The organism is Gloeomargarita sp. SRBZ-1_bins_9, assembly GCA_039794565.1.
Taxonomy (GTDB): domain Bacteria; phylum Cyanobacteriota; class Cyanobacteriia; order Gloeomargaritales; family Gloeomargaritaceae; genus Gloeomargarita.
The window spans coordinates 12,778-36,420 of record JAUQVX010000001.1 but is presented as its reverse complement, the minus strand read 5'-3'; the positions used below and the strand labels follow the sequence as shown (position 1 = coordinate 36,420).

23 protein-coding genes and 1 tRNA gene are annotated in these 23,643 nt (G+C 61.3%); 13 read left to right on the top strand and 11 right to left on the bottom strand.

Features of this window, described 5'->3' with window-relative positions:
• Nucleotides 1–46: 46 nt before the first annotated feature.
• The 3 genes from Q6L55_00195 to Q6L55_00185 are packed head-to-tail and all read right to left on the bottom strand — an operon-like array spanning nucleotide 47 to nucleotide 3,573.
• On the bottom strand, nucleotides 47–1,129 hold the full coding sequence (locus tag Q6L55_00195; GenBank protein MEN9257135.1) for a PIN/TRAM domain-containing protein: 1,083 nt from the start codon (nucleotides 1,127–1,129) through the stop codon (nucleotides 47–49).
• A gap of 30 nt (nucleotides 1,130–1,159) precedes the next feature.
• Nucleotides 1,160–2,665, bottom strand: coding sequence for a bifunctional pantoate--beta-alanine ligase/(d)CMP kinase (locus tag Q6L55_00190; protein MEN9257134.1), 1,506 nt, complete (start codon nucleotides 2,663–2,665; stop codon nucleotides 1,160–1,162).
• A 2-nt stretch (nucleotides 2,666–2,667) separates the two neighbouring features.
• A complete protein-coding gene (locus Q6L55_00185; protein MEN9257133.1) occupies nucleotides 2,668–3,573 on the bottom strand; it encodes a septal ring lytic transglycosylase RlpA family protein in 906 nt (301 codons plus the stop codon).
• A 141-nt stretch (nucleotides 3,574–3,714) separates the two neighbouring features.
• Here Q6L55_00185 and purM point away from each other — a divergent pair, with 141 nt between their 5' ends.
• Nucleotides 3,715–4,749 carry a phosphoribosylformylglycinamidine cyclo-ligase gene (gene purM, locus Q6L55_00180; protein ID MEN9257132.1) on the top strand — a complete coding sequence of 345 codons (1,035 nt, stop codon included), beginning with the start codon at nucleotides 3,715–3,717 and terminating at the stop codon, nucleotides 4,747–4,749.
• The gene (locus tag Q6L55_00175; GenBank protein ID MEN9257131.1) at nucleotides 4,746–6,134 is read left to right on the top strand and encodes a TldD/PmbA family protein; all 1,389 of its coding nucleotides are present in this window, start codon (nucleotides 4,746–4,748) and stop codon (nucleotides 6,132–6,134) included. The genes purM and Q6L55_00175 overlap by 4 nt, the downstream gene beginning before the upstream one ends.
• Nucleotides 6,135–6,364: 230 nt before the next feature.
• Here Q6L55_00175 and rplI read toward each other — a convergent pair whose 3' ends face one another.
• Nucleotides 6,365–6,835, bottom strand: coding sequence for a 50S ribosomal protein L9 (gene rplI / locus Q6L55_00170; protein ID MEN9257130.1), 471 nt, complete (start codon nucleotides 6,833–6,835; stop codon nucleotides 6,365–6,367).
• A gap of 199 nt (nucleotides 6,836–7,034) precedes the next feature.
• Between rplI and Q6L55_00165 the strand changes: the two genes are divergently transcribed.
• Nucleotides 7,035–7,430, top strand: a complete 396-nt coding sequence (locus tag Q6L55_00165) for a cytochrome c (protein ID MEN9257129.1) — start codon at nucleotides 7,035–7,037, stop codon at nucleotides 7,428–7,430.
• Nucleotides 7,431–8,006 (top strand): pyridoxamine 5'-phosphate oxidase family protein, encoded by a 576-nt coding sequence (locus tag Q6L55_00160; GenBank protein ID MEN9257128.1) that lies wholly within the window; start codon nucleotides 7,431–7,433, stop codon nucleotides 8,004–8,006.
• On the opposite strand, the gene Q6L55_00155 is transcribed toward Q6L55_00160, so the two are convergent.
• On the bottom strand, nucleotides 8,007–8,771 hold the full coding sequence (locus tag Q6L55_00155) for a hypothetical protein (protein MEN9257127.1): 765 nt from the start codon (nucleotides 8,769–8,771) through the stop codon (nucleotides 8,007–8,009).
• 1 nt (nucleotide 8,772) lies between these two features.
• On the opposite strand from Q6L55_00155, the gene Q6L55_00150 reads away from it, so the two are divergent.
• From Q6L55_00150 to Q6L55_00140, 3 genes are all read left to right on the top strand, one after another.
• Complete coding sequence (locus Q6L55_00150) at nucleotides 8,773–9,459, top strand: aldehyde oxygenase (deformylating) (GenBank protein ID MEN9257126.1); 687 nt, start codon at nucleotides 8,773–8,775, stop codon at nucleotides 9,457–9,459.
• 54 nt (nucleotides 9,460–9,513) lie between these two features.
• Nucleotides 9,514–10,533 (top strand): long-chain acyl-[acyl-carrier-protein] reductase, encoded by a 1,020-nt coding sequence (locus tag Q6L55_00145; protein MEN9257125.1) that lies wholly within the window; start codon nucleotides 9,514–9,516, stop codon nucleotides 10,531–10,533.
• A gap of 13 nt (nucleotides 10,534–10,546) precedes the next feature.
• Nucleotides 10,547–10,618: transfer RNA gene (locus Q6L55_00140), tRNA-Thr, on the top strand.
• A 419-nt stretch (nucleotides 10,619–11,037) separates the two neighbouring features.
• Here Q6L55_00140 and Q6L55_00135 read toward each other — a convergent pair.
• The 4 genes from Q6L55_00135 to Q6L55_00120 form a co-directional block, all read right to left on the bottom strand.
• Entirely contained in the window at nucleotides 11,038–11,850 is an 813-nt protein-coding gene (locus Q6L55_00135; protein ID MEN9257124.1) for a thiazole synthase, read from the bottom strand.
• Nucleotides 11,851–11,888: 38 nt separating this feature from the next.
• Nucleotides 11,889–12,689 carry a phosphate ABC transporter ATP-binding protein PstB gene (gene pstB, locus Q6L55_00130; GenBank protein MEN9257123.1) on the bottom strand — a complete coding sequence of 267 codons (801 nt, stop codon included), beginning with the start codon at nucleotides 12,687–12,689 and terminating at the stop codon, nucleotides 11,889–11,891.
• Nucleotides 12,690–12,800: 111 nt separating this feature from the next.
• Nucleotides 12,801–13,280 (bottom strand): hypothetical protein, encoded by a 480-nt coding sequence (locus tag Q6L55_00125; protein MEN9257122.1) that lies wholly within the window; start codon nucleotides 13,278–13,280, stop codon nucleotides 12,801–12,803.
• A gap of 2 nt (nucleotides 13,281–13,282) precedes the next feature.
• A complete protein-coding gene (locus Q6L55_00120; GenBank protein ID MEN9257121.1) occupies nucleotides 13,283–14,353 on the bottom strand; it encodes a ParM/StbA family protein in 1,071 nt (356 codons plus the stop codon).
• Nucleotides 14,354–14,445: 92 nt separating this feature from the next.
• Here Q6L55_00120 and Q6L55_00115 point away from each other — a divergent pair, with 92 nt between their 5' ends.
• Genes Q6L55_00115 through asnB form a run of 6 tightly spaced genes read left to right on the top strand, consistent with a single transcriptional unit; the run spans nucleotide 14,446 to nucleotide 20,491 of the window.
• A complete protein-coding gene (locus Q6L55_00115; protein ID MEN9257120.1) occupies nucleotides 14,446–14,844 on the top strand; it encodes an ATP-binding protein in 399 nt (132 codons plus the stop codon).
• A 7-nt stretch (nucleotides 14,845–14,851) separates the two neighbouring features.
• A complete protein-coding gene (locus Q6L55_00110) occupies nucleotides 14,852–15,487 on the top strand; it encodes a cofactor assembly of complex C subunit B (protein MEN9257119.1) in 636 nt (211 codons plus the stop codon).
• On the top strand, nucleotides 15,484–15,876 hold the full coding sequence (locus tag Q6L55_00105) for a hypothetical protein (protein MEN9257118.1): 393 nt from the start codon (nucleotides 15,484–15,486) through the stop codon (nucleotides 15,874–15,876). Before Q6L55_00110 ends, Q6L55_00105 begins: the two co-directional genes overlap by 4 nt.
• 54 nt (nucleotides 15,877–15,930) lie before the next feature.
• Nucleotides 15,931–16,989 carry an N-acetyl-gamma-glutamyl-phosphate reductase gene (gene argC, locus Q6L55_00100; GenBank protein ID MEN9257117.1) on the top strand — a complete coding sequence of 353 codons (1,059 nt, stop codon included), beginning with the start codon at nucleotides 15,931–15,933 and terminating at the stop codon, nucleotides 16,987–16,989.
• A 7-nt stretch (nucleotides 16,990–16,996) separates the two neighbouring features.
• On the top strand, nucleotides 16,997–18,580 hold the full coding sequence (locus Q6L55_00095; GenBank protein MEN9257116.1) for a glycosyltransferase family 39 protein: 1,584 nt from the start codon (nucleotides 16,997–16,999) through the stop codon (nucleotides 18,578–18,580).
• Nucleotides 18,581–20,491: an asparagine synthase (glutamine-hydrolyzing) gene (gene asnB / locus Q6L55_00090; protein ID MEN9257115.1), complete on the top strand. Its 1,911-nt coding sequence runs from the start codon at nucleotides 18,581–18,583 to the stop codon at nucleotides 20,489–20,491.
• Here the strand turns inward: asnB and Q6L55_00085 are convergent.
• The gene (locus Q6L55_00085) at nucleotides 20,475–22,028 is read right to left on the bottom strand and encodes a TolC family protein (GenBank protein MEN9257114.1); all 1,554 of its coding nucleotides are present in this window, start codon (nucleotides 22,026–22,028) and stop codon (nucleotides 20,475–20,477) included. The two genes, asnB and Q6L55_00085, sit on opposite strands and share 17 nt — an antisense overlap.
• A gap of 61 nt (nucleotides 22,029–22,089) precedes the next feature.
• Nucleotides 22,090–23,601 carry a serine/threonine-protein kinase gene (locus tag Q6L55_00080; protein ID MEN9257113.1) on the bottom strand — a complete coding sequence of 504 codons (1,512 nt, stop codon included), beginning with the start codon at nucleotides 23,599–23,601 and terminating at the stop codon, nucleotides 22,090–22,092.
• Nucleotides 23,602–23,643 lie beyond the last annotated feature (42 nt).

The following is a 23,643-nucleotide window of genomic DNA, read 5'->3' as shown; positions in this document are numbered from 1 at the left end:
CCCCAGCACCCAACGCCATCCTTGGCCGGGCCAGATCCACGGGTGCTCAGGTCTTCAGGGAGGCCTTGGGACGGGCAAAAATCATACGACCGGCACTGGTTTGCAACGCCCCCGTGACCACCACCGGCAGTTGGCCCCCAATGTAGTCGCGGCCCTGTTCGACGACTACCATCGTACCGTCCTCCAGATAGCCGACGCCCTGGCTGGGTTCCTTACCCTCCTTGAGAATCTTCAAATCTAACGTGTCGCCCGGCTGGTACATCGCCCGCAGCGCCTGGGCCAGGTCATTCAAATTCAACACTCGCACCCCCTGCACCGTCGCCACCTGGTTCAGCCCGTAATCGTTCGTCAGCAGCATAGCGTTGAGTTCTTGGGCCAAGCGCACCAACTTGGCATCCACCGTGCCCAGGTCCGGGTAATCGGCGCTGTGGATCACCAGGCGTTGGGGATAGGTCTGCTGCAAGCGCCTGAGCAACTCCAATCCCTTACGTCCCCGTTGGCGCCGCTGGTCATTACTGCTATCAGCTAGGCCCTGCAACTCCGCCAGGACAAAACGGGGTACGATGAGCTGACCCTCCAGAAACTGAGTAGCCAGGATGGGTTCAATGCGCCCGTCAATGATGACACTACTGTCCAAAATTTTGCTGGCTGCCGGTTGCAACGTCCCCTCCGCCAGGAGCATCGGTTGCACCGTGTTCGGGCTGATCAAGCGCAACAGGGCCGGGCCGTGGGTATCCGCCGTTGACATACCCACGTATGCCAACGCCAAGCTGGTCACCACCGCCGCCAGGGGCTTGAGCCAACCCAATCCCCCCGGAATCGGCAGGACAAACAAAGGCGCCAGGAGCAAATTGGCCACCAGCAACCCCAAAACCAAGCCCACCGCCCGGGTCAACACCACCTCAATGGGCCATTGCCGCAACTGCCGTTCCAGACGGCGGTAAGCCCCCTGGACTATCAGCCCTAAAGGCAGCCCCACAATCAGGGCGGCAAACCCACTCAGCACCCACCGTAAACCCGTCACGTTCTGCACCGGCGCCAAGGTCTCTGGGGGTAACCATTCCACACTTTGAAAGCCCAGCGCCCCGGCAATTACCAGCAACGAGACAATAATCACTACATCAAGCATAGGGCCAGAGCTGGGGTAGCTCATCCTCCATTATAGCCCCACCGTTTTGTGCCAGACCGCCACAATCCGGTCCACCACCTCTTGAATCGTCAGCCCATCGGAATCAATCACCACCGCATCCGCCGCCTGCCGCAGGGGGGAAACCGCCCGTTGACTGTCCTGGGCATCCCGGGCCGCTATCGCCTCGGCAATGGTCCCTACTTCTACATCCGTGACCCCTTGCTGTTGCAACTCCCGCCAGCGCCGCTGGGCCCGTTCCTGCACCGAGGCAGTCAGAAAAATCTTCACCTCGGCTTCGGGAAACACCGTCGTACCAATGTCCCGCCCCTCCATGACGATCCCCCCCCGCTGCCCGTACTGCCGCTGCAGGGCCAGCAATACCTGGCGAACTGCCGGCTGCGCGGCAATCTGCGACACCACCTGGGTGACCTCCGGGGTACGGATCACGTCGGTGACATCCACCCCGTTGACATACACCCGCAACTCCGGCTGCCAACGCAATTCCAGGTGCAGTCGGGCCACCAGCTCCGCCACGGCTACCCGGTCGGTCGGGTCGATCCCCCCTTGCAAGACAGCCCAGGTCACCGCCCGGTACAAGGCCCCCGTATCCAAGTAGGTTAACCCCAACCGTTGGGCCACCAGCCGCGAGACCGTGGATTTACCCGCCCCGGCCGGTCCATCAATCGCCAGGATCGGTGCGCGGCACCGCAGCCACAGGTTATCTATCAGCCGCACCCCGTCTAAAAAGGCCGCCACCGCCAAGATAGCTTCCGTTTCTACCACCGTCACCGGCTGGAGGGTAACGGCATCCACCAACTCCAGGTATTGGACCCTCAAGGCCGGTTCTTGGGCTAATACCGCCTGGACTGCGGCTAGGAGTGCTCCCGCCTGCCGTTCCCCCTGGCGAAACAGTATCTCTGCCTGTTGGAGCGCCCGATAAATACACCCCGCCCGCTGGCGCGCCGCCCCATTCAGGTAGGCATTGCGGGAACTGTAGGCCAGCCCATCCGGCTCCCGGACCGTCGGCACCACCCGCACCTGCACCCCCAATTCCAAGTCCCGGAGCACCCGCTGCAGGATCACCACCTGTTGGGCGTCCTTTTGCCCCAGGTAGAGCGTCCGGGGGCGCACCAGTTGCAGCAGCAGGGTTACGATGGTGGCCACCCCCGTGAAATGACCAGGGCGATGGGGCGCACACAAATGCTGAGTCAGACTCGCTGGGGGCACCACCTGGGTTATTTCCCCCGCGCCCAACAACTCCGCCACCTCCGGGGCAAACACCACATCCACCCCCAGGGAAGCACACAGGGCCACATCCGCCTCTAGGGTGCGCGGGTAGCGCTGGTAATCCTCCTGGGGGCCGAATTGCAAAGGGTTGACAAAAATACTCACCACCGTCGTGGTGTGTTCCTGGCGGGCTGCCCGGATCAAGGCGGCATGGCCCGGGTGCAACGCCCCCATCGTCGGCACAAAACCCACATCCTGCCGGTTTGCCAGTGCCGTTTGCAAGCCCGCTCGGGTTCGTACCAGACGCACCTTTACGGCCCTAATACCTCCAAACGCACCGGTGCTGTTCCCATCTGGATCAACCCTAGCGCCTGGGCCGCCGCTGCGGAAATATCAATCACCCGGCCCGGCAAGTGGGGACCCCGGTCGTTGATCCGCACCACCACCGAACGACCGTTGCGCAAGTTGGTCACTCGCACCCGCGTACCAAAAGGCAACGTGCGATGGGCCGCCGTCAAGTCCTGGGGATTAAAGGGTTCACCGCTGGCCGTGCGCTGTCCCCGAAACTCTGCTCCATACCAGGAGGCCCATCCCTGTAAAACCGCCCGCACCGACCCCACCGCCGCCGATAGGACCCGTTGCGCTAGGGAGGGTTGCCCCGCCAGGTTCACCACCGCCGTCAAGGGGGGGGCATTGCCCAAACGCAGGCGCAGGCGATTGGTCATCTGTAGGGCATTTTGCACCGCATCGGGGGTTGCCCCGTCAAAGGTCACCGAGCCATCGAAGCGCAGCAGGCGTTCGTTCCGGTACTGCAACCAGAGCTGCTGGCGATCATCCACCACCACCTGCAAATCCCGGGCATCCCAGCGCTGTTGGGTCAAGCGGTGCAAACGGGCAATAAATTGGGTCGCCGGCACCAGGGGGTCATCGGCGCGCAGGGCAGCCTGGGCCATCTTCATCCCCCCATCGGCCACCACCCCCGAGGTCCGCCCCAGGAACGTTAAAACCGGAATGTCCCGCACTAAGACGGTAGCCGCCGGTTGACCGTTGAGGGTGTGGGGATACACCCGCAGGGTAGGGACAATCGCAGGGGTGCGCTCACCGACCTTAACCACCTCAGCCCGGCCCGGTAAGGCAGGAACACTCCACAGAACACTCGTTACCAGGGAGGTCAACGTTGCCATTTGCAGAACCTGAGCTTTAGGTGTGTTGGGCATGGTTCACTCCTCACAACCCACAAAACTAGAGTGCGGCCAGAAATGCCCTTGGCGTTAGGGACAGTTCGTGGCAGAGTGAAAAAACGGGTTAATCCCCACCGAACTGTAGCAGATTCCGTCTGACCGGCACAAGACCGCACCATGGATTACCGCAGCGCTGGCGTGGATTTGGCAGGGGCGCGGGCATTTATCGAGGCCATTCGTCCAGCGGTTGACCGCACCCGTATCCCCGGTGTCTTGGGGGGTATTGGCGGTTTTGGGGGTTATTTTCAACTGCCGGCGGGGTACCGAGAACCGGTGCTGGTGGCGGGGACCGATGGGGTGGGCACCAAACTCCAACTGGCCCAATGGCTGAACCGCCACGACACCATCGGCATTGACCTGGTGGCCATGTGCGTCAACGATGTCCTCACCAGCAACGCCCGTCCCCTGTTTTTCCTGGACTACATCGCCACCGGTAAACTGGAGGCCGCCACCTTAACCACTGTGGTGCAGGGGATAGCCGAGGGTTGTCGGCAAAGCGGCTGTGCGCTCCTGGGAGGAGAAACGGCAGAAATGCCGGGCTTTTATGCCCCGGGAGTTTACGATTTGGCGGGATTTTGCGTCGGGGTGGTGGAACGGCAGGACCTCCTCGACGGCACCCAGGTGCAAGTGGGGGATGTGGCCCTGGGGCTGGCCAGCAGCGGGGTGCACAGCAACGGTTACAGTCTGGTGCGGCGTATTTTGGCCTATCTGGCGGGGGACGAAGCCCACATCCCTGATATCCTGGCCCAAACCCCCCCGGAATTGGCCGGAAAAAGTTTGGGGGAGGTGCTACTTACGCCGACGGTCATCTACGCACCGGCCGTGAATACCCTGCGGGAACAGGGGATTCCCATCCACGGCATGGCCCACATCACCGGCGGTGGCTTGCCGGAAAACCTGCCCCGCTGCTTGGGTCCCGGTCAACATATTGACATTCAGTGGCAGAACTGGTCTTGGCCGGGCATTTTTCAGTGGATCGCGCGGCAGGGCCAGGTGACGGAAGCGGCCATGCGGGAAACCTTCAATTTGGGCATTGGCTATGTGGTGGTGGTGCCGCCGGACCAGGTGACCTCGGCGCAAACCGTGCTGGCAGGCTTAGGGATACCGACTTTTATCATTGGGGAAGTGACACCGAAGACGTCCTCGCCATGATGGACCTGGACAGTTATTGCTCCCATGTAACGGAGGCACTTCAGCGCTACCGGGGACAGGTGGATTTCTTGAGCATCCGCCTAGAGGCCATCGAAAGCACCGACATCGTCCTGCGCAACGAGCGTATCGAAGCCTTGGGGGAACGTTTGGCCATTGGCGGGCAGGTGCGGGCCTGTTATCGGGGAGGCTGGGGGTTTGTCAGCTTTGACGCCCTGGACACCCTGGCGGACCAGGTGGCCTATGCCGTCAGCGCGGCGCGGATGGTCGGCACGGAAACCACTCAACTGGCGCCCGTTGAACCGGTGCAGGCCCGATGCGGTCCCTTGCTTAGCGGTGTGGACCCCCGCACGGTGCCCCTGGCGGACAAAAAGGCCCTGTGTGAACATTACCGGGATGTCCTGCGGTCGGTTTCGGACCAGATCAGCACCACAACCGTGCGCTACGGGGATGCGGCCCACCGGGTGATCCTGGCCACCTCTGAGGGCACCTGGATTGACCAGTCCTGGGTGGATATGGAAATGCGTTTCAGTGCGACGGCGACGGGAGATGGGCTGGTGCAGGTGGGGCGGGAAACCACCGGTTCGCGGCGAGATTGGCGGGATTTGCAGGGGCTGGAGGCCCAGGTGCGGGGGGCGGCGGAACGAGCGGTTCAGGCGTTGACCCTGCCCAAGGTCAAAGGGGGCGTGTACCGGGTGGTGATTGACCCCATCCTGACCGGGTTGTTTGTGCATGAGGCCTTTGGGCACCTGTCGGAGGCGGACATGCTCTACGAAAACCCGGACATGCTGGAGGTGATGACGCTGGGGCGGCGCTTTGGGCCACCGGAGTTACAGATTTTTGACGGGGCGGCGCTGCCGGGGCACCGGGGGAGTTATGGCTATGACGATGAGGGGGTACCGGCCACCATCACCCAACTGATCACGGATGGGGTTTTAACGGCGCGGCTCCACTCCCGGGAAACGGCGGGGAAGTTGGGGGAACGACCCACCGGCAATGCCCGCTGCCTGAACTATCACCATCCCCCCCTGGTGCGCATGACCAACACCTGGATTGGGCCGGGGAACGCTTCTCTGACGGATTTGTTGGCGGCTCTGGGGGAGGGGATTTACGCCCGTAACTGGCTGGGGGGCATGACCAACGGGGAAATGTTCACCTTTACGGCGGGGGAGGCCTGGCGGGTGCGCAAGGGACAGTTAGCCGAACCGGTGCGGGACGTGACCTTGACGGGTAATGTATTCCACACCCTGGCCCAAATCGAGGGGATTGGCAACGACTTGGTCTGGGACGAATCGGGCGGCTGCGGCAAGGGGGGCCAAAACGGGCTGCCGGTCGGGTGCGGGGGACCCAGCTTGCTCATCCGGGATGTGGTCATCGGCGGGGATTAGGCTGGGCGGGGGTGCTGTGGTGGCTGGGGTTGCACCGGAGCGGACCATCGGCACCTTCCGCTAGGGTGTGGTCAGTTCCCTGACCTGGATGGCCAATCTAGCGGCCGTCAGAGGAAATACGGGTTTTGCGGAGCCGGCAGCCACCCTCAGGTGCATTGAAGACAAGGCCTGCACCGGTATGGTCTTGGGGCAAAGGGCCGCCCAGGCGGTGCATAGCCGATAACCCCCGGTTAGGCAGACCCCTTGGCCGGTACCACCTTGAACCGCACCGTAGCCATCACCTCGGGATGGAGGCGCACCTGGGCTTCGTAGGTCCCCAGCTTGCGAATATCGGGAATGGTAATATCGCGGCGGTCCACCACCTGACCGGTACCGGCTTGGATCATCTCCGCCACATCCTGCTCCGTCACCCGCCCGAACAACTGGTCCTTTTCCCCCACCGTCATGGGCAACGTCAATAGACCAATGACCTCCAGGGCGGTTTTACGGGCCAGGGCCTCTTCTTTTTCCCGTAGCTGACGCTGCCGTTCCCGTTCCCGCTGCTGTTCCACCTGCCGCAAAACACTGGCTGTGGCCGCGACCGCTTTCCCCTGGGGGATTAGATAATTACGGGCATATCCCGGCGCCACCTCCACCACGTCCCCGGCTACCCCCAACTTCGGCACGGCGGTTGTCAACACCACTTGCACCCGTTTGGCCATAACTGAAGCACTTTTAGGACAAAAAATAAATATAGCGTAACGACAAGGGCTAGCACAAGCAGTGTCTTCGGTACACAAAGGGAGTGGTTATTGTTACAATATGTTCCAAAACTCCTTAAGGAATAGCGTTTTTAACAACTGGTGGGGACCCACCCAAGGGTCTAGTCATTAACCAAAATCTCTTTGAGAAGGGGCTCCAGTGGAGACGGTGCAATCGAAGCCTTTAACCTCGACCGATCGCTTCCGGTGGCCATCGGTACTGGTGGGTCTAGGGTTGATCCTGTGTTTGGTAGGGGTCAGTTGGGTTGCGGTGCGCCTGTCTACGCCCGACCCTTACGTGCAAGCGGTTCTCAGTCTGGTGGGCGACCCAGTGCGGGGGCGAGATATTTTTCTACAAAACTGCGCCAGTTGTCACGGGGTGGAAGGGTCGGGTCATGTGGGACCTTCCTTGCAGGGGGTGGTCAAACGGCGGTCGGCCAGACGCATCATCGCCCAAGTGATCGAGGGGAAAACACCACCGATGCCCCAGTTTCAACCCAGTCCCCAGGCGATGGCCGACCTATTGCGTTACTTGGAAGAATTGCCTTCCTCCTAGATGGCCCTGGCCCCTTGGCGGCTGCCCTTGGCGCGGGCGTTGCACCGGAACCGGTCCCTGGCCTACAGCCGTTACGTCCAACTGGCCACGGTGGATGCCCAGGGCCGTCCCCACAACCGCACGGTGGTGTTTCGCGGTTTTTCCCAGGACCGGGATACCTTGGCCTTTGTCACCGACCGGCGTAGCGAAAAGGTGCAACATCTCCACCATCAACCCTGGGGTGAGTTGTGCTGGTATTTTCCCCAAACGCGGGAGCAGTTTCGCCTGGCGGGGGTGCTGGAATTGGTGGATGGGGACCACCCTGACCCCTTGGCCCAAGCCGAACGCCGCGAACGGTGGCAGGCTCTGTCGGATGCGGGACGGCAGCAATTTCTCTGGCCCCATCCCGGCCAACCCCGCACGGGTGACCTGCCGGTGAACATCCCTGTCCCCCCTGAACCACCCGCTGAGTTTTGTGTGCTGTGGTTGCATCCCTGGCAAGTGGACCACCTGGAATTGCGCGGTCAGCCCCAGAACCGCTATCGCTATTGGCAAACCTCACCCGGGGATTGGATGGTGGTGGCAGTCAACCCCTAGCTACTCCCGCCGCTCAACGGTAGGGGTGACAACGCCCTGTAATTGCTCAATCGCCGCCAGGGCTGCCCGCGACCCCGCCAGGATGTCCCGCTCTTGGCCGCCGAGGTACACCCGCCCAAAGCTGCCGAAGGGTTGCACCTCCAAGATGTTGATGAGGGCCGCTTTTTCCGCTTCGTTGGCCGCTAGGGGCGCATAGGCTGCCGGCTCCACCTCCAGAATGTACAGGGTTTGCCCCGCCAAAATCATCTGACCCCGGCGCATGCGGTTGATGAGTTGGGCCTGGTGGGGGTCAATGTTGCGGATCACCTGGCTGGAGACCACCCGGGGTTTGAGCCGTTCCTGTTCCTTCACCCCCAGCGCCGCCAAAATGGCCTGCCCGGCTGCCCGCACTTCCCCTTGGCGACTGGCGTGGATTTCCAGCAGCCCGTACAACCGCTCGACCACCTGCACCCCGGGCCGCACCAGATTGGACTTGAGGGCCACATCGGTAATGCGGTTGATTTCAATCCCCGGCGAAATTTCCACCCACAGGGACGCGTCCCCCGGCAGGGGCAGGAAGCCCGACAGCACCGTCCCCAGGTAAGCCGCGTACTGGGGTTGCAAGCTATCAATATAGACGTAACTGCGCAGGATGACCCCCAAGGTTGCCTCCCGGCCTGTCCATACCCAGTGTAAGGGCAACGGACCACCAGGTTTGGCAGGCAGCAGGGGATTCTGGTACAGTAAAAATGCCCGATAACCCAGCAGCCAAAAGGAGTGAACCACGATGACGGCAACCGCGACCCTCGATTACCACAGCGACACCTACCGGGATGCCTACAGTCGCATCAACGCCATTGTGATCGAAGGGGAACAGCAAGCGGCGGATAACTACTACAAAATCGCCGAACTGTTGCCGGAGCATCGGGAAGAATTGGTGGCCCTGGCCAAGATGGAAAGCCGCCACAAAAAGGGTTTTGAAGCCTGTGGACGCAACCTGAACGTCACCCCGGATTTTCCCTTTGCCCAAAGGTTCTTTCAGAAGTTACACAACAATTTCCAAACCGCCTTCCAGAGTGGCAATGTGGTGGCCTGCCTGTTGATTCAAGCCCTGATCATCGAGGCGTTTGCCATTGCCGCTTACAACATTTACATCCCTGTAGCGGACCCCTTTGCCCGCAAGATCACAGAGGGGGTAGTCAAGGACGAATATTTGCATCTGAACTTTGGCCAAAAGTGGCTGAAAGATCATTTTGCCGATGTCAAGGAGGCCTTGAAGGAAGCCAATCGCCAAAATCTGCCCCTGGTCTGGCAAATGTTGAATGACGTGGAACAGGATGCGGCCACTTTGGGTATGGAAAAGGCGGCCCTGGTGGAGGATTTCCTGATTGCCTACGGGGATGCCCTGGCGGAGGTTGGCTTTAACACCCGGGAAGTGATGCAACTGACGGCCATGGGCCTGGTGACTGCCTAGACGCGATGCATTTTCGTTATCCTGGTGGGGGTGTTTTCTGGATACAACCGGCTCATGTTTGGACTGATTGGCCATCTCACCAGCTTAGCATATGCGCAATCCCTGGCCGACCGTTTGGGTTATCCCGAGTATGCCGAACAGGGGTTAGATTTTTGGTGTATGGCGCCGCCCCATATCTTGGATGAAATCAAAGTGCGCAGCGTCACGGGACAGGTGATCGAGGGGCGGTATGTGGAGTCCTGTTTTGTCCCGGAAATGCTGGCCCAAAATCGCTTCAAAGCCGCCATGCGCAAGGTGCTGAATGCCATGGCCCATGCCCAAAAACACGGCATTGACATTACGGCCCTGGGGGGGTTTACTTCCATCATTTTTGAAAACTTTAACCTGGACCAAATCCGGGAGGTGCGCAATGTTTCCCTGGATTTTCGGCGCTTCACCACCGGCAACACCCACACGGCCTACATCATTACCCAGCAGATGGAACTGGCGGCCCGGGAAATGGACATCAACTTGCAGCGGGCGACGATTTTGGTGTGTGGGGCCAGCGGGGACATTGGCAGTGCTGTGTGCCGGTGGGTGGCCCATTACTATCCCCACGCCGACCTCCTGCTGGTGGCCCGCAATCAACAGCGCCTGCAGGACTTCCGCCAGGAATTGGGGACGGGACGCATCATGGCTTTGGAGGAGGGGTTACCCCTGGCGGATGTGATTGTGTGGGTGGCGAGCCTGCCCAAGGGGTTGGAGATTGACCCGGCGGTGCTGAAGAATCCCTGCCTGGTGATTGACGGGGGCTATCCCAAGAATCTCAACACCCAAATTCGGCGACCGGGGGTGCGGGTGTTGCAGGGGGGCATGGTGGAACACGCGCTGGAGATTGACTGGCGAATTATGGAGTGGGCAAACCTGACGGACCCCAGCCGCCATCTGTACGCCTGTTTTGCCGAAGCGATGTTACTGGAGTTTGAGGGCTGGTACACCAATTTCTCCTGGGGCCGCAACCAGATTACCCTTGACAAAATGGCGCAAATCGGGGCAGTTTCCCGCAAGCACGGCTTTCGTCCGCTCTTGAGCTAAAATGGGGGGCGGTGCTGGTGTAGCTCAGCGGTAGAGCACTCGCCTTGTAAGCGAGCGGTCGAGGGTTCGAATCCGTCCACCAGCTCTGCCCCTGCTGCCAAGACTTCGACTAAAACGCAAGGTCCGTTGGCAAGCCATGCCGGTTCAGCTTGTAGGCGGTTTTAGCCCAGTCCCGGCAGATGTTTTTGGGGACTGACTGCCCTGCCGGTGCTGTGGGAGGAGAGTTGGGGTGGCCCACCGGATGAATCCGTATAGGAATCGCGCTGTTGAGTGCTGATAGTGACAGTAGTTTCCAGAAAACGGATGTAGAGGGCATCAACTTTGGACCTGCTTAGTAGCATAGGATCTCCGTCCTTGCGCCATGCCAGCCTTCCTAGCTCAGCCACGGGGCCGTCTGAATTTTCATTTGGTCTCGAGCGCGTCCTGGGGGATAGATCTACACCGGCCAGTGAACTTGCGGGATACCCAGTTACTCAACCGCTGCTTTTGGAACCAAGTGGATAACTACTGCACCCGCTGGGTCAAGGGCGAGCTAGGGATGGCATGGGGTTGGATCGGGATGCGCCCGGCTAAAAAGGCCAACCGTCCTGCCTCCACCGCCAAGCGCATGGCAGCGGCCATCCGGGGGGGGTCCTGGGCCTGGGCAATCGCCGTGTTGATGAGAACCGCTTGGGCGCCCATTTCCATGGCCTGGGCCGCTTCGCTGGGGGTGCCAATGCCCGCATCAATAACCACCGGCACCCGGGCCTGCTCGATAATAATAGCGATATTGCTGGCGTTGCGCAGCCCCTGCCCCGAACCGATCGGCGACCCCAACGGCATCACCGTGGCGCAACCCACTTCCTCCAACTGGCGGGCCAGCACCGGGTCGGCGTTGATGTAGGGCAACACCGTAAATCCCTCCTTGACCAGTTGTTCCGCCGCCCGCAGGGTGCCAATGGGGTCCGGCAACAGGTACTTGGGGTCCGGGATCACCTCCAACTTGACAAAATTGTTGTCCTCCTGCCCCAACACTTTGGCCATTTCTCGCCCTAAACGCGCCACCCGGACCGCCTCCTCCGCCGTGCGACACCCCGCCGTATTGGGCAACAGCCACAACCGCCCCCAGTCCAAGGCCTCCACCAGCCCGATATGCCCCGGCGCCTGGTCCTGTACCCGTCGCACCGCCACCGTCACCATCTCACAGCCACTGGCGGCAATACTGGCCTGCATCTCGGCAAGATTGCGGTAGCGTCCCGTACCCGTAAATAGGCGCGACCGGAAACATTTACCGCCAATACATAACTCATCCACCACCGGCGCTGTCGCCGTGACCATGCCCTACCTTGCCTCAACCATGGCTCTATTGTAGCCCCTTAACCGAAGCGACCGCCGACGTAGGCCTGGGTGGCTTCTTGGCTGGGTTGCTGGAAGATTTTGGCCGTCACATCGTATTCCACCAACTGCCCTGTGCGGCTGCCCTCCTTCATTTCCACGTTAAAGAAGGCCGTGTAGTCCGACACCCGTGACGCCTGCTGCATATTGTGGGTCACGATCACAATCGTGTACAGGTCCCGTAGCTCCTGCATCAGGTCCTCAATCCGCCGGGTGGAAATGGGGTCTAGGGCCGAGCAGGGTTCGTCCATCAAAATCACCTCCGGCTGCACCGCCACCGCCCGGGCAATACACAACCGCTGCTGCTGACCCCCCGACAGGGCCGTCCCCGGTTTCTTTAATTTATCCTTCACCTCATCCCACAGGGCCGCCTGCCGCAAGGACCGCTCCACCAGTTCATCCATATCCCCCTTGTAACCGTTGATGCGCGGCCCGAAGGCAATGTTTTCGTAAATACTCTTGGCAAAGGGGTTGGGCTTTTGGAACACCATGCCAATGCGCCGCCGCAGGGCCACCGGGTCCACCGATGGGTCATAAATGTTTTTGCCGTGGAAGAGAATCTGCCCCTCCAGACGCGTACCTTTAATAAAATCATTCAACCGGTTGAAACAGCGCAACAACGTGCTCTTGCCGCAGCCCGATGGTCCGATGAAGGCGGTAATGCGGTTACGCTTAATCGGTAAATCAATGTTGCGAAGCGCCATGAACGAACCGTAGTAAAAGGCATCCACCTTGGCATGGAGAACAATATCTTCATCAGGCGTCCCAATCTGTGCTCCCATCGCTGGCTCCTTGCAACAAGCGTGCGCCGATTCGATCCAACCCTACACAACTTGTTCCTAGTATAAGAACCCGCAACCCCACTAAATAGTTAAGTCTGGGTTAAGTTTAGGTTAAAAATCATCCCCCAGCAGGGCACCCAGTTCAGCGATCAAGGGGTCAGGAGTCGCCGGAGGCGGGGGTGGCGGGGGTTGGTTGGGTTGGGGGGTGCGGGTCACATGCTGCCGGATCAGGGCTTCGATGTCCGCCTGGGTGAGGGGCAAGGGACGCTGTTGCAATTCGGCCACCGCTTGCTCTAGGCGCCGGAGACGGTGTTCCAGGTCGGCAGGTTGAGCCAGTTGGCGCTTGACCCACTCACTGAAAGTAATACCCAGGGCCGCCAGTTCCGTCTCCAACCGGTCCTGCAGGGCCTTTTCCCCGGGGCCGAAGGTGACGCTGTAGGGATGTCCCTGGACAAATTGCCGCAAGGCCAACTTACATAGCTCGCTAAAAGCGATTTGCTGTGCTGCGGCCCGGCGGTCCAGTTCCTCCAGGAGTTCGTTGTCCTCCGGGGTCGGGTAAAAGGTAATCGAGCGGCTCACCCGTTTACTCAACCCTACGCCCCTTTATCTTTACTCAATTGCACCTGCCCATAGATATATTGTCCCAAAGCGTTGGCCGTGCGGGTGGGTTGGGCCAGGTGGGGCGTCAAACCAAATTCCCGCAGCAGGGGTTCCAAATCCGGCCAGAAAAATTCGCCGCCGCCGCCGGTGATGATCACGTCGGTCACCTGGCTGGGCAGCCACTGGCGAATCCGTTCCCAGAGTTCCCGAGCGAAGTTGGCGCGGATGCGGGGCAGGATGTCGTCTAGGTCAATGGGTTTTTCCCCGCGCGGGCGATAGAAGCGCTGTCCTGGAGGACGATGGACCGCCTCGATCAGGGTCAAATCCTCGCTGTCGGCCCCTTTGATCTGGGCAGCCAGTTGCTCGTAAAACTGGCTCATGCCGAACTGCTCGCTGCGGGAGGTGCCCCGGGCGAAGTGAAACTTATCCACCTTGAGCATGTCGGTGGTCTGGTGACCGATGTCAATCACGGCCACGTGCAGGTTGACCAGGGATTTGTCATCGGTTTTTTTGCCGGCCGCTTTTTCCTTTTCCAGCATTTCTTTTTCAATCTTGTGGCACCAGACCAAACTGCCATAGCCCTCGGGCATGACCCAAACCTTTACCACATTGACGGTGAAATTGCGTCCCCGGTAGGAGAGGGCATGGGGCGCCTGCAACTGGGCCACCAACTGGCGTTTTTCCGTGTCGAACTGCTCCTGGGATAGATAGGGCAACCCCAAAGAAATGGCCAGGTCCCCGGTTAGCTCGAAATGGCCTATACAGGCAAAGGTTTTCACCAGGGCGTCCTCCACCTTGGACTGCCCCACCCCTAAACCGGCCCCAAAATCGGCAGCTAGGTGTCCGATGGCATAGGCGCGGCCCTGGTATTCCACCCACATGTCCCGCAGGGGGTCGCCCCCTTCAAACCGGCCCTGGCGCACCTGAGCAGGAGTGAGTTTGGCAATGTTAGCGGGAATAACTAAGACTTCGTTTGGGTCGCTGCTGATACAGGTTTTGATGGCGGTGCGTCCCAGGTCCACACTCAACAGGGAAGGGGAGCCAATGAATTGACTGGTGGTCATAGACGGAAACCCCATTTACAGCTAAGCATAGCACCCAGCCGCCGGAATGCTAAGCTAAGCATAGCACCCTGTTGTTATGGGACCCAATCCCTGTGCGCCCGCGGCAACTGACCCTGAGTTTTCCGTCCACGTTGTATCTCAGTCCGGTGTTGGAGTTGCTGCTGGCGGATGTGCCGCCGGAACTGTCGCCTTTGGTACGGTTGGGGTTGCAGGAGGCGCTGGTGAATGCGGCCAAACACGGCAATAACCTGGACCCCCACAAAATGATTCGGGTGCATTATGAGGGGCGCACGGATGGCTGGTGCTGGGTGATCGAGGACCAGGGGCCGGGCTGCCCGACCGACTGCACCTGTTTGCCGGAGGGGCCGGAATGGTCCTGGGAGTCAGGCCGGGGCCTATATATCCTGTACCAGGTTTTTGACCGGGTGGAGTGGTGTGACCGGCGCCAGCGTTTACAGTTGACTAAGCATTTGCCGACAGGACAGCGATAGCAGGTCCATGGGGGATTGGCGTTGGTTGCCACTGGTGGTGGGGAGTTTGGGGGGGGTGGCCCTGCTGGTGAATCGGGCGCTCACGGCCTGGCCCACGCCCAGTCAAACCCGCGCCGATGCCCTGGGGATTCTCTTGAGCGCCGTTTTGATACTCACGGGTTTACTCTGGCAGCACATCCAACCGCGACCGGCGGAGGCGGTGGAACTGGTGGGGGTGGTGGGACTGGAAATGAAACCGGACTTGCCGCCGGCGATCCAACGGGAATTGGCCTGGCTGTCCCATACCTTGCTGACGACCACACCCACCAAAACGGTGGTGGTGTATTACGAGGGGCAGACGTACCTGCGGCGGGGGATTCTGGGGCCGAACGCCCAGGTGCAGCCGGGATTGATTCTGCAGCGGGTGTTGGCCCGGCACCAACCGGTCTATCTGGTGGACCTGAAGCTCTATCCGGGCCGGGTGGAGTTTGATTATTTGCCCCCCAATACCCAGGCGGTGGTGGTGCAGCCGATTGGGCGACAGGGAGTGTTGATTCTCGGTAGCAACCGGCCCCGCTGTTACACGCGCCAGGAGGAGACCTGGATTGCGGCGTTGGCGGATAAGTTGGCGGTGGTCTTGGCGGTCCAGGAGGTGAGGTCATGAAACGACGGGGGTTGGCCCTGGGGCTGGTGTTAGGGGGGCTGGCAGCGGCGGCGCGGGGACAGGCACGGCCGACTTTGCTGGGCAGTCAGTCGGGGCGGGGACTGCGGGTGAGTAATCGCACGAAACAACCCCTGCGGTTGGTGTTGTTGGCCCGTAAACCGGGTGGGGGGTACCAGGAGCCGGTGCATTGGGATTTTGCGCCGGGGGAAGGGGAACGGGATGGATTGCTCCTGAGCTTGCCGGAGGGACCTCTGGTGCTGCAGGTGGGGGATATTCTGGTGGCTTTTAGCCTGGATGGGTCGCGCCGTTACTGGGGGCCGTTTGTGGTCGGGAGCACCGGTAAACCCACCCGTCCGAGCGAGGCCAGCGACTGGCTATTGATTCTGTAAAAAAAGCCGGATGGCGTGCTAGGCTAACGGCAGGGGGAGGGGAGAGGACCACTGGTGACGGAGACGGCCAAGCTGCGGGCGGCGGTGGTGGGGGCCTCGGGCTACGGCGGGGTGCAACTGGTGCGCCTGCTACTGGAACATCCCTACGTGGAGTTGGTGTATTTGGGGGGGGACACTAGCGCGGGACAAGATTACGCCGAGATCTACCCCCACCTGGGCCATCGCCTGCAACGGTTAGTGGAACCGGTGGATGCGGCTACCATTGCCCGCCGGGCGGAGGTGGTGTTCCTGTCTTTGCCCAATGGGGTGGCCCCCAAACTGGTGCCGGATTTGTTGGCGGCGGGGTGTCAGGTTTTTGACCTGTCGGCGGATTATCGCTTCCGGGATTTGCAGACCTACCAGACCTGGTATGGGATAGAGCGCCAGGATAAGGAGGTGGCGGCCCAGGCGGTGTACGGTCTGCCGGAACTGTATCGGGAGGCGTTGGTGGATGCGCGGTTGGTGGGCTGTCCGGGGTGCTATCCCACGGCAAGCTTACTGGCGTTGGCGCCCCTGTTACGCCAGGGGTTGGTGGTGTGGGACAGTATTGTGATTGATGCCAAGTCGGGGACGTCGGGGGGCGGGCGGCAGGCCAAAACCCACTTGCTGCTGGCGGAGGCGGACCAGTCGGTAGCGGCCTACGGGGTGGCTCGCCATCGCCATCGCCCAGAGATTGAACAGGTGTGTACGGAGCTGGCGGGGCAACCGGTCAAGGTGCAATTCACGCCCCATTTGGTGCCAATGGTGCGGGGAATTCTGGCGACGGTCTATGCCCAGATGCGCGACCCGGGTCTGACGACGGAGGATTTGTTGATGATCTATCAGGCGTTTTATCGGGGGAAACCCTGGGTGCGGGTGCTGCCGCCGGGGGTCTATCCCCAAACTAAATGGGCAACTGGGACGAATATGTGTTATATCGGTCTGGAGCTGGATTCCCATACGGACCGGGTGGTGGTGATGAGCACCATTGACAACCTGCTCAAGGGTCAGGCGGGCCAGGCGGTACAATGTCTGAATATCTCCCGGGGTTGGCCGGAGACGTTGGGATTGCCGCAGTTGAGTTTTTATCCCTAAGGCCCCTGTGCGCTGGCGTGTTTGGCTGCCCTATGTGACGTTGCTGCTGTTGGTGCTGCCGTTGCTGTTTGGGCAGGGGCCGGTGCAAAGTTTTTTGCCCTACGACGAGGGGCTGTATGTCTGGCGGGCACGGGAGATGCTGCGCTCGGGGGATTGGCTGGTGCCCCGCTCCTGGGAAACCGTCCATTACCATAAACCGCCGGGGTTCTATTGGCTGCTGGCGGGGGTGTTTCAGGTAGGGGGGTTGAGTGAGACGGCGGCGCGGCTGCCATCCCGGCTGGCGGGTCTGGTGACTACGCTGGTGCTCTATGACCTGGGGAAACGGCTGGTGGCCCCGGCGGCGGCCTGGTGGGGAGCGTTGCTGTTGAATCTCCATTTCCTGTGGTTTGCCTACAGTCGGCAGGCGACTCCAGATGTTCTGACGGTGATGCTGGGGGTGGTGGGGGTGTGGGCGCTGCTGCGGGCGGAAGAAGTCTCCCGGGGGAGCCAGGGCTGGCGGTTGGGGGCGGGGGTGTGTTTGGGATTGGGTTTGCTCCTGCGCAGTGTGATGGGGTTGATTCCCCTGCTGGCTCTGCTGCCCTATTTATGGTGGGAACGCAAGCGCCATGGCCATTGGCCTAACCCCTGGTTCTGGGGTGGGGTGGGACTGGGCATGCTGCCTATGCTGGTCTGGCTGGGGCTGGTCATGGTCAAGGACGGCTGGCAACCCCTACAGGCGCTGCTGGGCTTCGTGGGACGGGCTTTAGTGCGGACGCGCCAGGGCAACGGACCCCTGTATTACCTGTGGAATGTGCCGGTGCAGGGGTTTCCTTGGCCGTTGCTGGGGTTGGTGGGGTTGCCGGTGCTGCCGACGGCGCGGCGGAGTCTGCTGCTGGGGTATCCGCTGGTGGTGCTGGGGGGGTTGAGTGTGGTGGCGACCCGGTTGCCCCATTACGGATTGCTGGCGTTGCCCTGGCTGGCCCTGTGGGCGGGGTTGGGGCTGGTGCGCTTAGGGTGGATGTTCGCCGGTGTGGCCAAAAGCCGCTGGGTGGCGCGCACCTGGGCCTACGGACTAGGGGTGCTGGGGGGGGCGCTGGTGCTGTTGACCACGGTGCTGTATCCCCGATTGGTGGAACAGGCGCCGGAGGTGGCCCCCTACCGTTGGCCGGCGTTGGTGCTGGGGGTCAGTTGGGGGCTGTTGCCCTTGTGCTGGCTGCTGCGCTATCGTTGGCGGCGGGTCTGGCCGGGGCTGCGGGTTTGGCTGGGGTTGATGGTGGCCGGTCCCTGGTTGACCTTGACGTTGCTAGGGGGCCTGGGGCTGGTGGGGAACTATCGCCCGGAGGTGAAGGCGTTTTTGCAGCAGGAACCGCTGGCCGCTGTCTTGGCTCAAGAGACGGTGCATTTTGTCCGCCAAGGCCGAGGGGACGAAGCTCAAATTTTGCTGAGTATTTACACGCCTTATCCAGGGCGGTGGTATCCCGAGGCGGCGGCCCTGCCCCCCGGTAGTTGGGCCTGGGTGCAACCGGGACGGGAACTGCAACCCCGGCGGCCCTATCGGGTGGTGGCGGTCTATGAGGGCTGGCGGTTGGTGTACGTGCGGGACGAGACCTAAATGTGTGGCATCGCGGGGATATGGTACCGGGATGGGGGCGAACGTCTGGAAGCTGTGGTGCGGCGCATGATAGCTACCCTGGCGCACCGGGGACCGGATGGGGAAGGGGTTTGGGTGGATGAGAGCACAGGGGTAGGGCTGGGGCACCGGCGTTTGGCCATTTTGGACCGCTCGCCCCAGGGGACCCAGCCGATGGTCTCTCCTACCGGGTCGGTGCTGGTGTTGAACGGGGAAATCTACAACCACGGCGAACTACGGCAGGAATTGCTCGCCCAAGGGTACCGCTTCCGCAGCCGGACGGATACGGAGGTGCTGCTAGTGGGGCTAGAGCATTGGGGTCTGGCAACCTGTTTGTCCCGTTGCCGGGGGATGTTTGCCCTGGCCTGGTGGCGCCCCCAGGAGCAATGCCTGTATCTGGCGCGGGACCGGATGGGGGAAAAACCCCTGTATTACGGCTGGACGGCTTGGGGGTTTGGGTTTGCGTCAGAACTCAAGGCATTGCGCGGTACGCCGGGGTGGTCCGGTGCCATTAACCGGCAGGCGTTGGATTTGCTTTTGCGCTATGGCTACATCCCTGCCCCCCACAGCATCTACCAGGGCATTTACAAATTGCCGCCGGGGACTTGGTTGCGTATCCCCAACCCCGGTCAATCCTGTCAACCCCAACCCTACTGGTCTTTGCTGGCGGTGGCCACTTCTGGAGAACCGTGGCGGTTGCCCCCCCAGGAAACGGTGCAGGTGTTGGAGAACCTGTTAATGCAGGTGGTGGCGGAACAGATGGTAGCCGATGTGCCCTTGGGGGCTTTTTTGTCAGGGGGGATCGATTCATCGTTGGTCGTGGCCCTGATGCAAAAGCAGTCCCCCCAGCCGGTCAAGACGTTTGCGATTGGGTTTACAGAAGCGGCCTACAACGAAGCTCCCTGGGCCAAACGGGTGGCGCAGTACCTGGGCACGGCGCACACGGAACTGATGGCCACACCGGCGCTGGCGATGGCCGTGATTCCCAAACTCCCCCAGATTTACGACGAACCCCTGGCCGATAATTCCCAAATTCCTACGTTTCTGGTGGCGGAGTTGACGCGCCGGTCGGTGACGGTGAGTTTGTCAGGGGATGGGGGCGATGAACTGTTTGGGGGCTACCGGCAGTATGTGTATGCCCGGCGTATCTGGCGCGCTTTATCCGCCATACCAGGGGGCGTTCGGCAGCAACTGGCCTGGGTGCTCACACGCCTGCCGGCTCGCTGGTTGGATCGCTATTTCACGACGCCCTACTACTCGCCGGCAGATAATCTAGCTCGTTTGGCAGCAGTCCTTCGGGAGTGCCATCCCACCCTGCTGTATCGGCATTTGATGGCCCGCTGGTTGTCGCCGCCCCTGGTACCACTCGCCGATACCGAACCAACGACGGTTTTTGAGCAGTTGGCAACCCAATTGCCCGCTTGTTGGGGAGTGGTGCCGCTGGTGATGCTGGCGGATGCACTGATGGAGTTACCCGATGACATTTTGGTGAAGGTGGACCGGGCGACGATGGCGGTGGGGCTGGAATCCCGGGCGCCCTATCTTGACCCCCAGGTGGTGGCCCTGGCCTGGCGGTTGCCGGTGCACTACAAGGTGCGGGGGGGGCAAACCAAATGGATACTGCGGCAGGTGCTCTATCGCCATGTCCCCCCGGCCCTGTTGGCACGCCCCAAACAGGGGTTCGCTTTACCGTTGGGGGAATGGTTGCGCCAGCCACCCCTGCGGGATTGGGCGGAGACGTTTTTGCACCCCCAGCGACTGCAGCAACAGGGGTATTGGGATGTGGCGGCCATTCGACGCACCTGGCAGGAACATCTGGCGGGCCGGGCCAACTGGCAAGCCCTGCTGTGGCCGGTGCTGATGTTTCAGGCTTGGCTCAGTGCCCAAAACTAAAAGGGGGTTCCCCCACCGCCCGCTTCAAGGCCGCCAAGGCCCGGTTGTAGCCCAGCACCGCGTTGACCAGATTCCCTTGCGCCTGGGTGAGGGCGTTTTCCTGGTTGATCACATCCGTCTGGGTGCCCACCCCCGCCTGGAAGCGTAACCGCGCCAGCCGCAAGCTCTCGTTGGCCTGCTCCAGCGCCAGGGCCGCCGTTTTGATATTGGCTTCGTTGGCCCGCAGGTCGTTTAGGGCTTGCTCCACCTGAAACCGCACCTGGTTGCGCACATTGGCGTAGTTAATGTCGGCGACGGCAATGTTGGCTTCCGCTTGGCGCGCTCCCGCCAGGGCTGCCCCCCCGTCAAACAAAGTAACGCTCAACTGCACCCCGAAGGCGTAGCCCTGACCGAACCCCCCCCGGTCTAGGCCGGTAGGGCTTTCAAAAAACCGCAGGAAATCTGTCTGGGCAAACAGGGCAATGCTGGGGCGAATTGCAGACAGGGCAATTTCCCGCTGCGCCTGTTGGAATCGCCGCTGGGACAGGGGAATGAGCAGTTCCGGGCGCTGCTGCCACCCCCGCAGGATGCTCTCTTCCCGAGAAAGCTGCCATGTCCCGGCCACTTCAATCGGGTCGGCAGCGGTGACATTGACCTGCTCCCCCAAGCTCAACAGCTGCACCAGCCGGCGCTGGGCCACGGCCTGGTCCCGCTGGGCGTTGACCAACTGTTGCCGAGCATTGGCCAACTGCACCTCCGCCTGTAGGACGGCAAATTGGGTGCCTACCCCCGCCCGCAACTGCGCCTGGGCATCCCGTAGGCTCACCTCCGCATTGCGCACCGCCGACTGGGCAATGGCCACCTGGGCATCGGCATTTTGCAGGTCGTAGTAGGCGTTGGTCACCGCCAGTTGCACCTCCTGGGCCACCTGCACCCCATTGAGCACCGCCTGACGCAACTGCTCTTGAGCCTGCTGAATTCGGGCGCCCCGTTGTCCCCCGGCATAAAGGCTATAGGTCAGGCGCAAAGTACCGTCCCAAACGGTCGAAGGCCCATCACTCCGGCCAGGACGCAATAAACCCTGGGCCCGTTGTTGGGTCGCCCGGTCGGCAATCTCCGCTTGGGCCGATTCACTGCGCTGGAAATTGGATTGAAAGGTGATAGTGGGAAATAGGGCGGCCTGGGCTTGGCGTAATCCGGCGCGGGCGGCCTCAATCTGGGCGCGAGCCGCTTGTAAATCCCGGTTGGTGCGGGCCGCCAACTCCAAGGCCTGCTGCAAGGTCAACGACCGGGTGATCTTCACCTCTAACTCTGCCGGCTGGGTAGGCGTCGTCAGGGGGTTGGCCTCCGGCAGTAAGGGGGCTAATAAGGGGGGCAAGTTACGCAAGTCCTGCGCGCCCGGCGAGTTGGGGGGCACCGGTGTCACCGGCGGCAGATCTGGCAGCCCTGGTACCTGGCCTGGCAAGAGCGGCTCATGGGTTTCTGCCCCCCAAGCACCCCCACTGATGCCCACAACCAGCAAACTCCCCAGCCACCAGCGCAAGGGTTTTCCAGGCATGTCTGTCCTCACACCAACCGCCTTCCACCATAGCCCTTTCGTTTCCCCCCTGACAATCCGACTAGAGTCGCCACCAGGTGCCTCGGCGCATCCCCACTGGCAGTTTCGTCGCCCAGTTGGTGCGGGCCACCGCCAACTGCTCTGCTGACACCAGAGCACCCTCTAAATTCGCCCCGCAGAGATTGGCATCCCGCAAATTAGCGTTACGCAGGTAAGCCTCCGTCAAATCGGCATGGCGCAAATCCGCCCCCTGTAAATTGGCAAAGCTCAGGTAGGCCTTGTGCAGGTTCGCCCGTTGCAAATTGGCCCCCTGGAGATTGGCCCGGCTCAAATTGGCCTCCTCCAGGATGCACTCCCGCAAATTGGCTCTCGTCAAGACGGCCTCAGTCAAAATGCAGCCCACCATCACCTGGCCCTGCAAATCGTACTCCCGGAAATCAGCGCCAGCAAAGTCCTTTCTCCCTTGGCGCAGGGCTTCCCTCAACCGCACTGGGCTAAGCTTGCTGCCGTCCGACTCCCCAGCTTCCGCCTGCAGGGCGCGGGCCTTCCGGGCGCGAATGGCTGCCGCCAGACGACTGATGCGACTGTCTAAACCGTCCTCCGCCGGTGGGGGTGGGGGCGTCTCCGTTTCTGGTGCTGCGCGTCGGCCTTTGACCAAACTGTCGTAGTAGGGCTCCAGGTCCAAGGCCCGCAGGACGGCCCCCGCCGTGGCATAGCGCTGTTTCAGGGATACCGCCAGCATCCGGTCCAGCACCTGGGCAAAGCTATCGCTCACCCGCACATACTGACGCCAGCGAATTTCCCCCGTCTGGGGGTCCGTTTCCAGCTCCTTCGGTGATTTGCCAGTCAACAGATAAAGACAAGTCCCCCCTAAGGCGTAGATGTCACTGGCATACACCGGGCGCATGGCCAATTGCTCAGGGGGAGCATAACCTGCGGTACCAATCGCAAACTGGGTCAATTCGTTATCAGCATCCGTGGGAATTTGCCCGACCTGTTTGACAGCACCGAAATCAATCAACACCAGTACCCCGTCGGTCCGGCGCCGGATGATATTGGCCGGTTTAATGTCCCGATGGATCACCCCCTGCTGGTGGATATACTGCAACACCGGTAGGATTTGCCGCAGAAATTGTTTTACCGCCCCTTCTTCATAGGGACCCTTTTCCCGCACCTCCGCCTGTAGCGTCGGCCCATCCACAAACTCCTGCACCATGTAAAAGTAAGGGGGAGCAGTAAAGTAATCCCGCAGGCTGGCCAACTGGGGATGATTGCCCAAACGCCCCAGAATTTCTGCTTCCCGCTCAAATAGCTCCTTGGCCATTTGGTAGATGGGGTCATTAGGGTTTTCCACCGGCGGGCGCAGTTGCTTGACCACGCATAAGGGACGCCCTGGCAAACTCTCCTCCACCCCCAAAAACGTTGCCCCAAAGCCCCCACACCCCAGACATTTCTTCATCCGGTATTGTCGCCCCTGGTGCACCAAGACCAAGCTGGCCCCGCAGTTGCTACAGGTCAAGGCGCCTTCGGGATTTTGGGGACGGCTACAGGCCGGATTAAAACAGTAACTCACCGGAGACCCTAGGGGCAAGATAGCATCTCTCTGTCTAGTCTA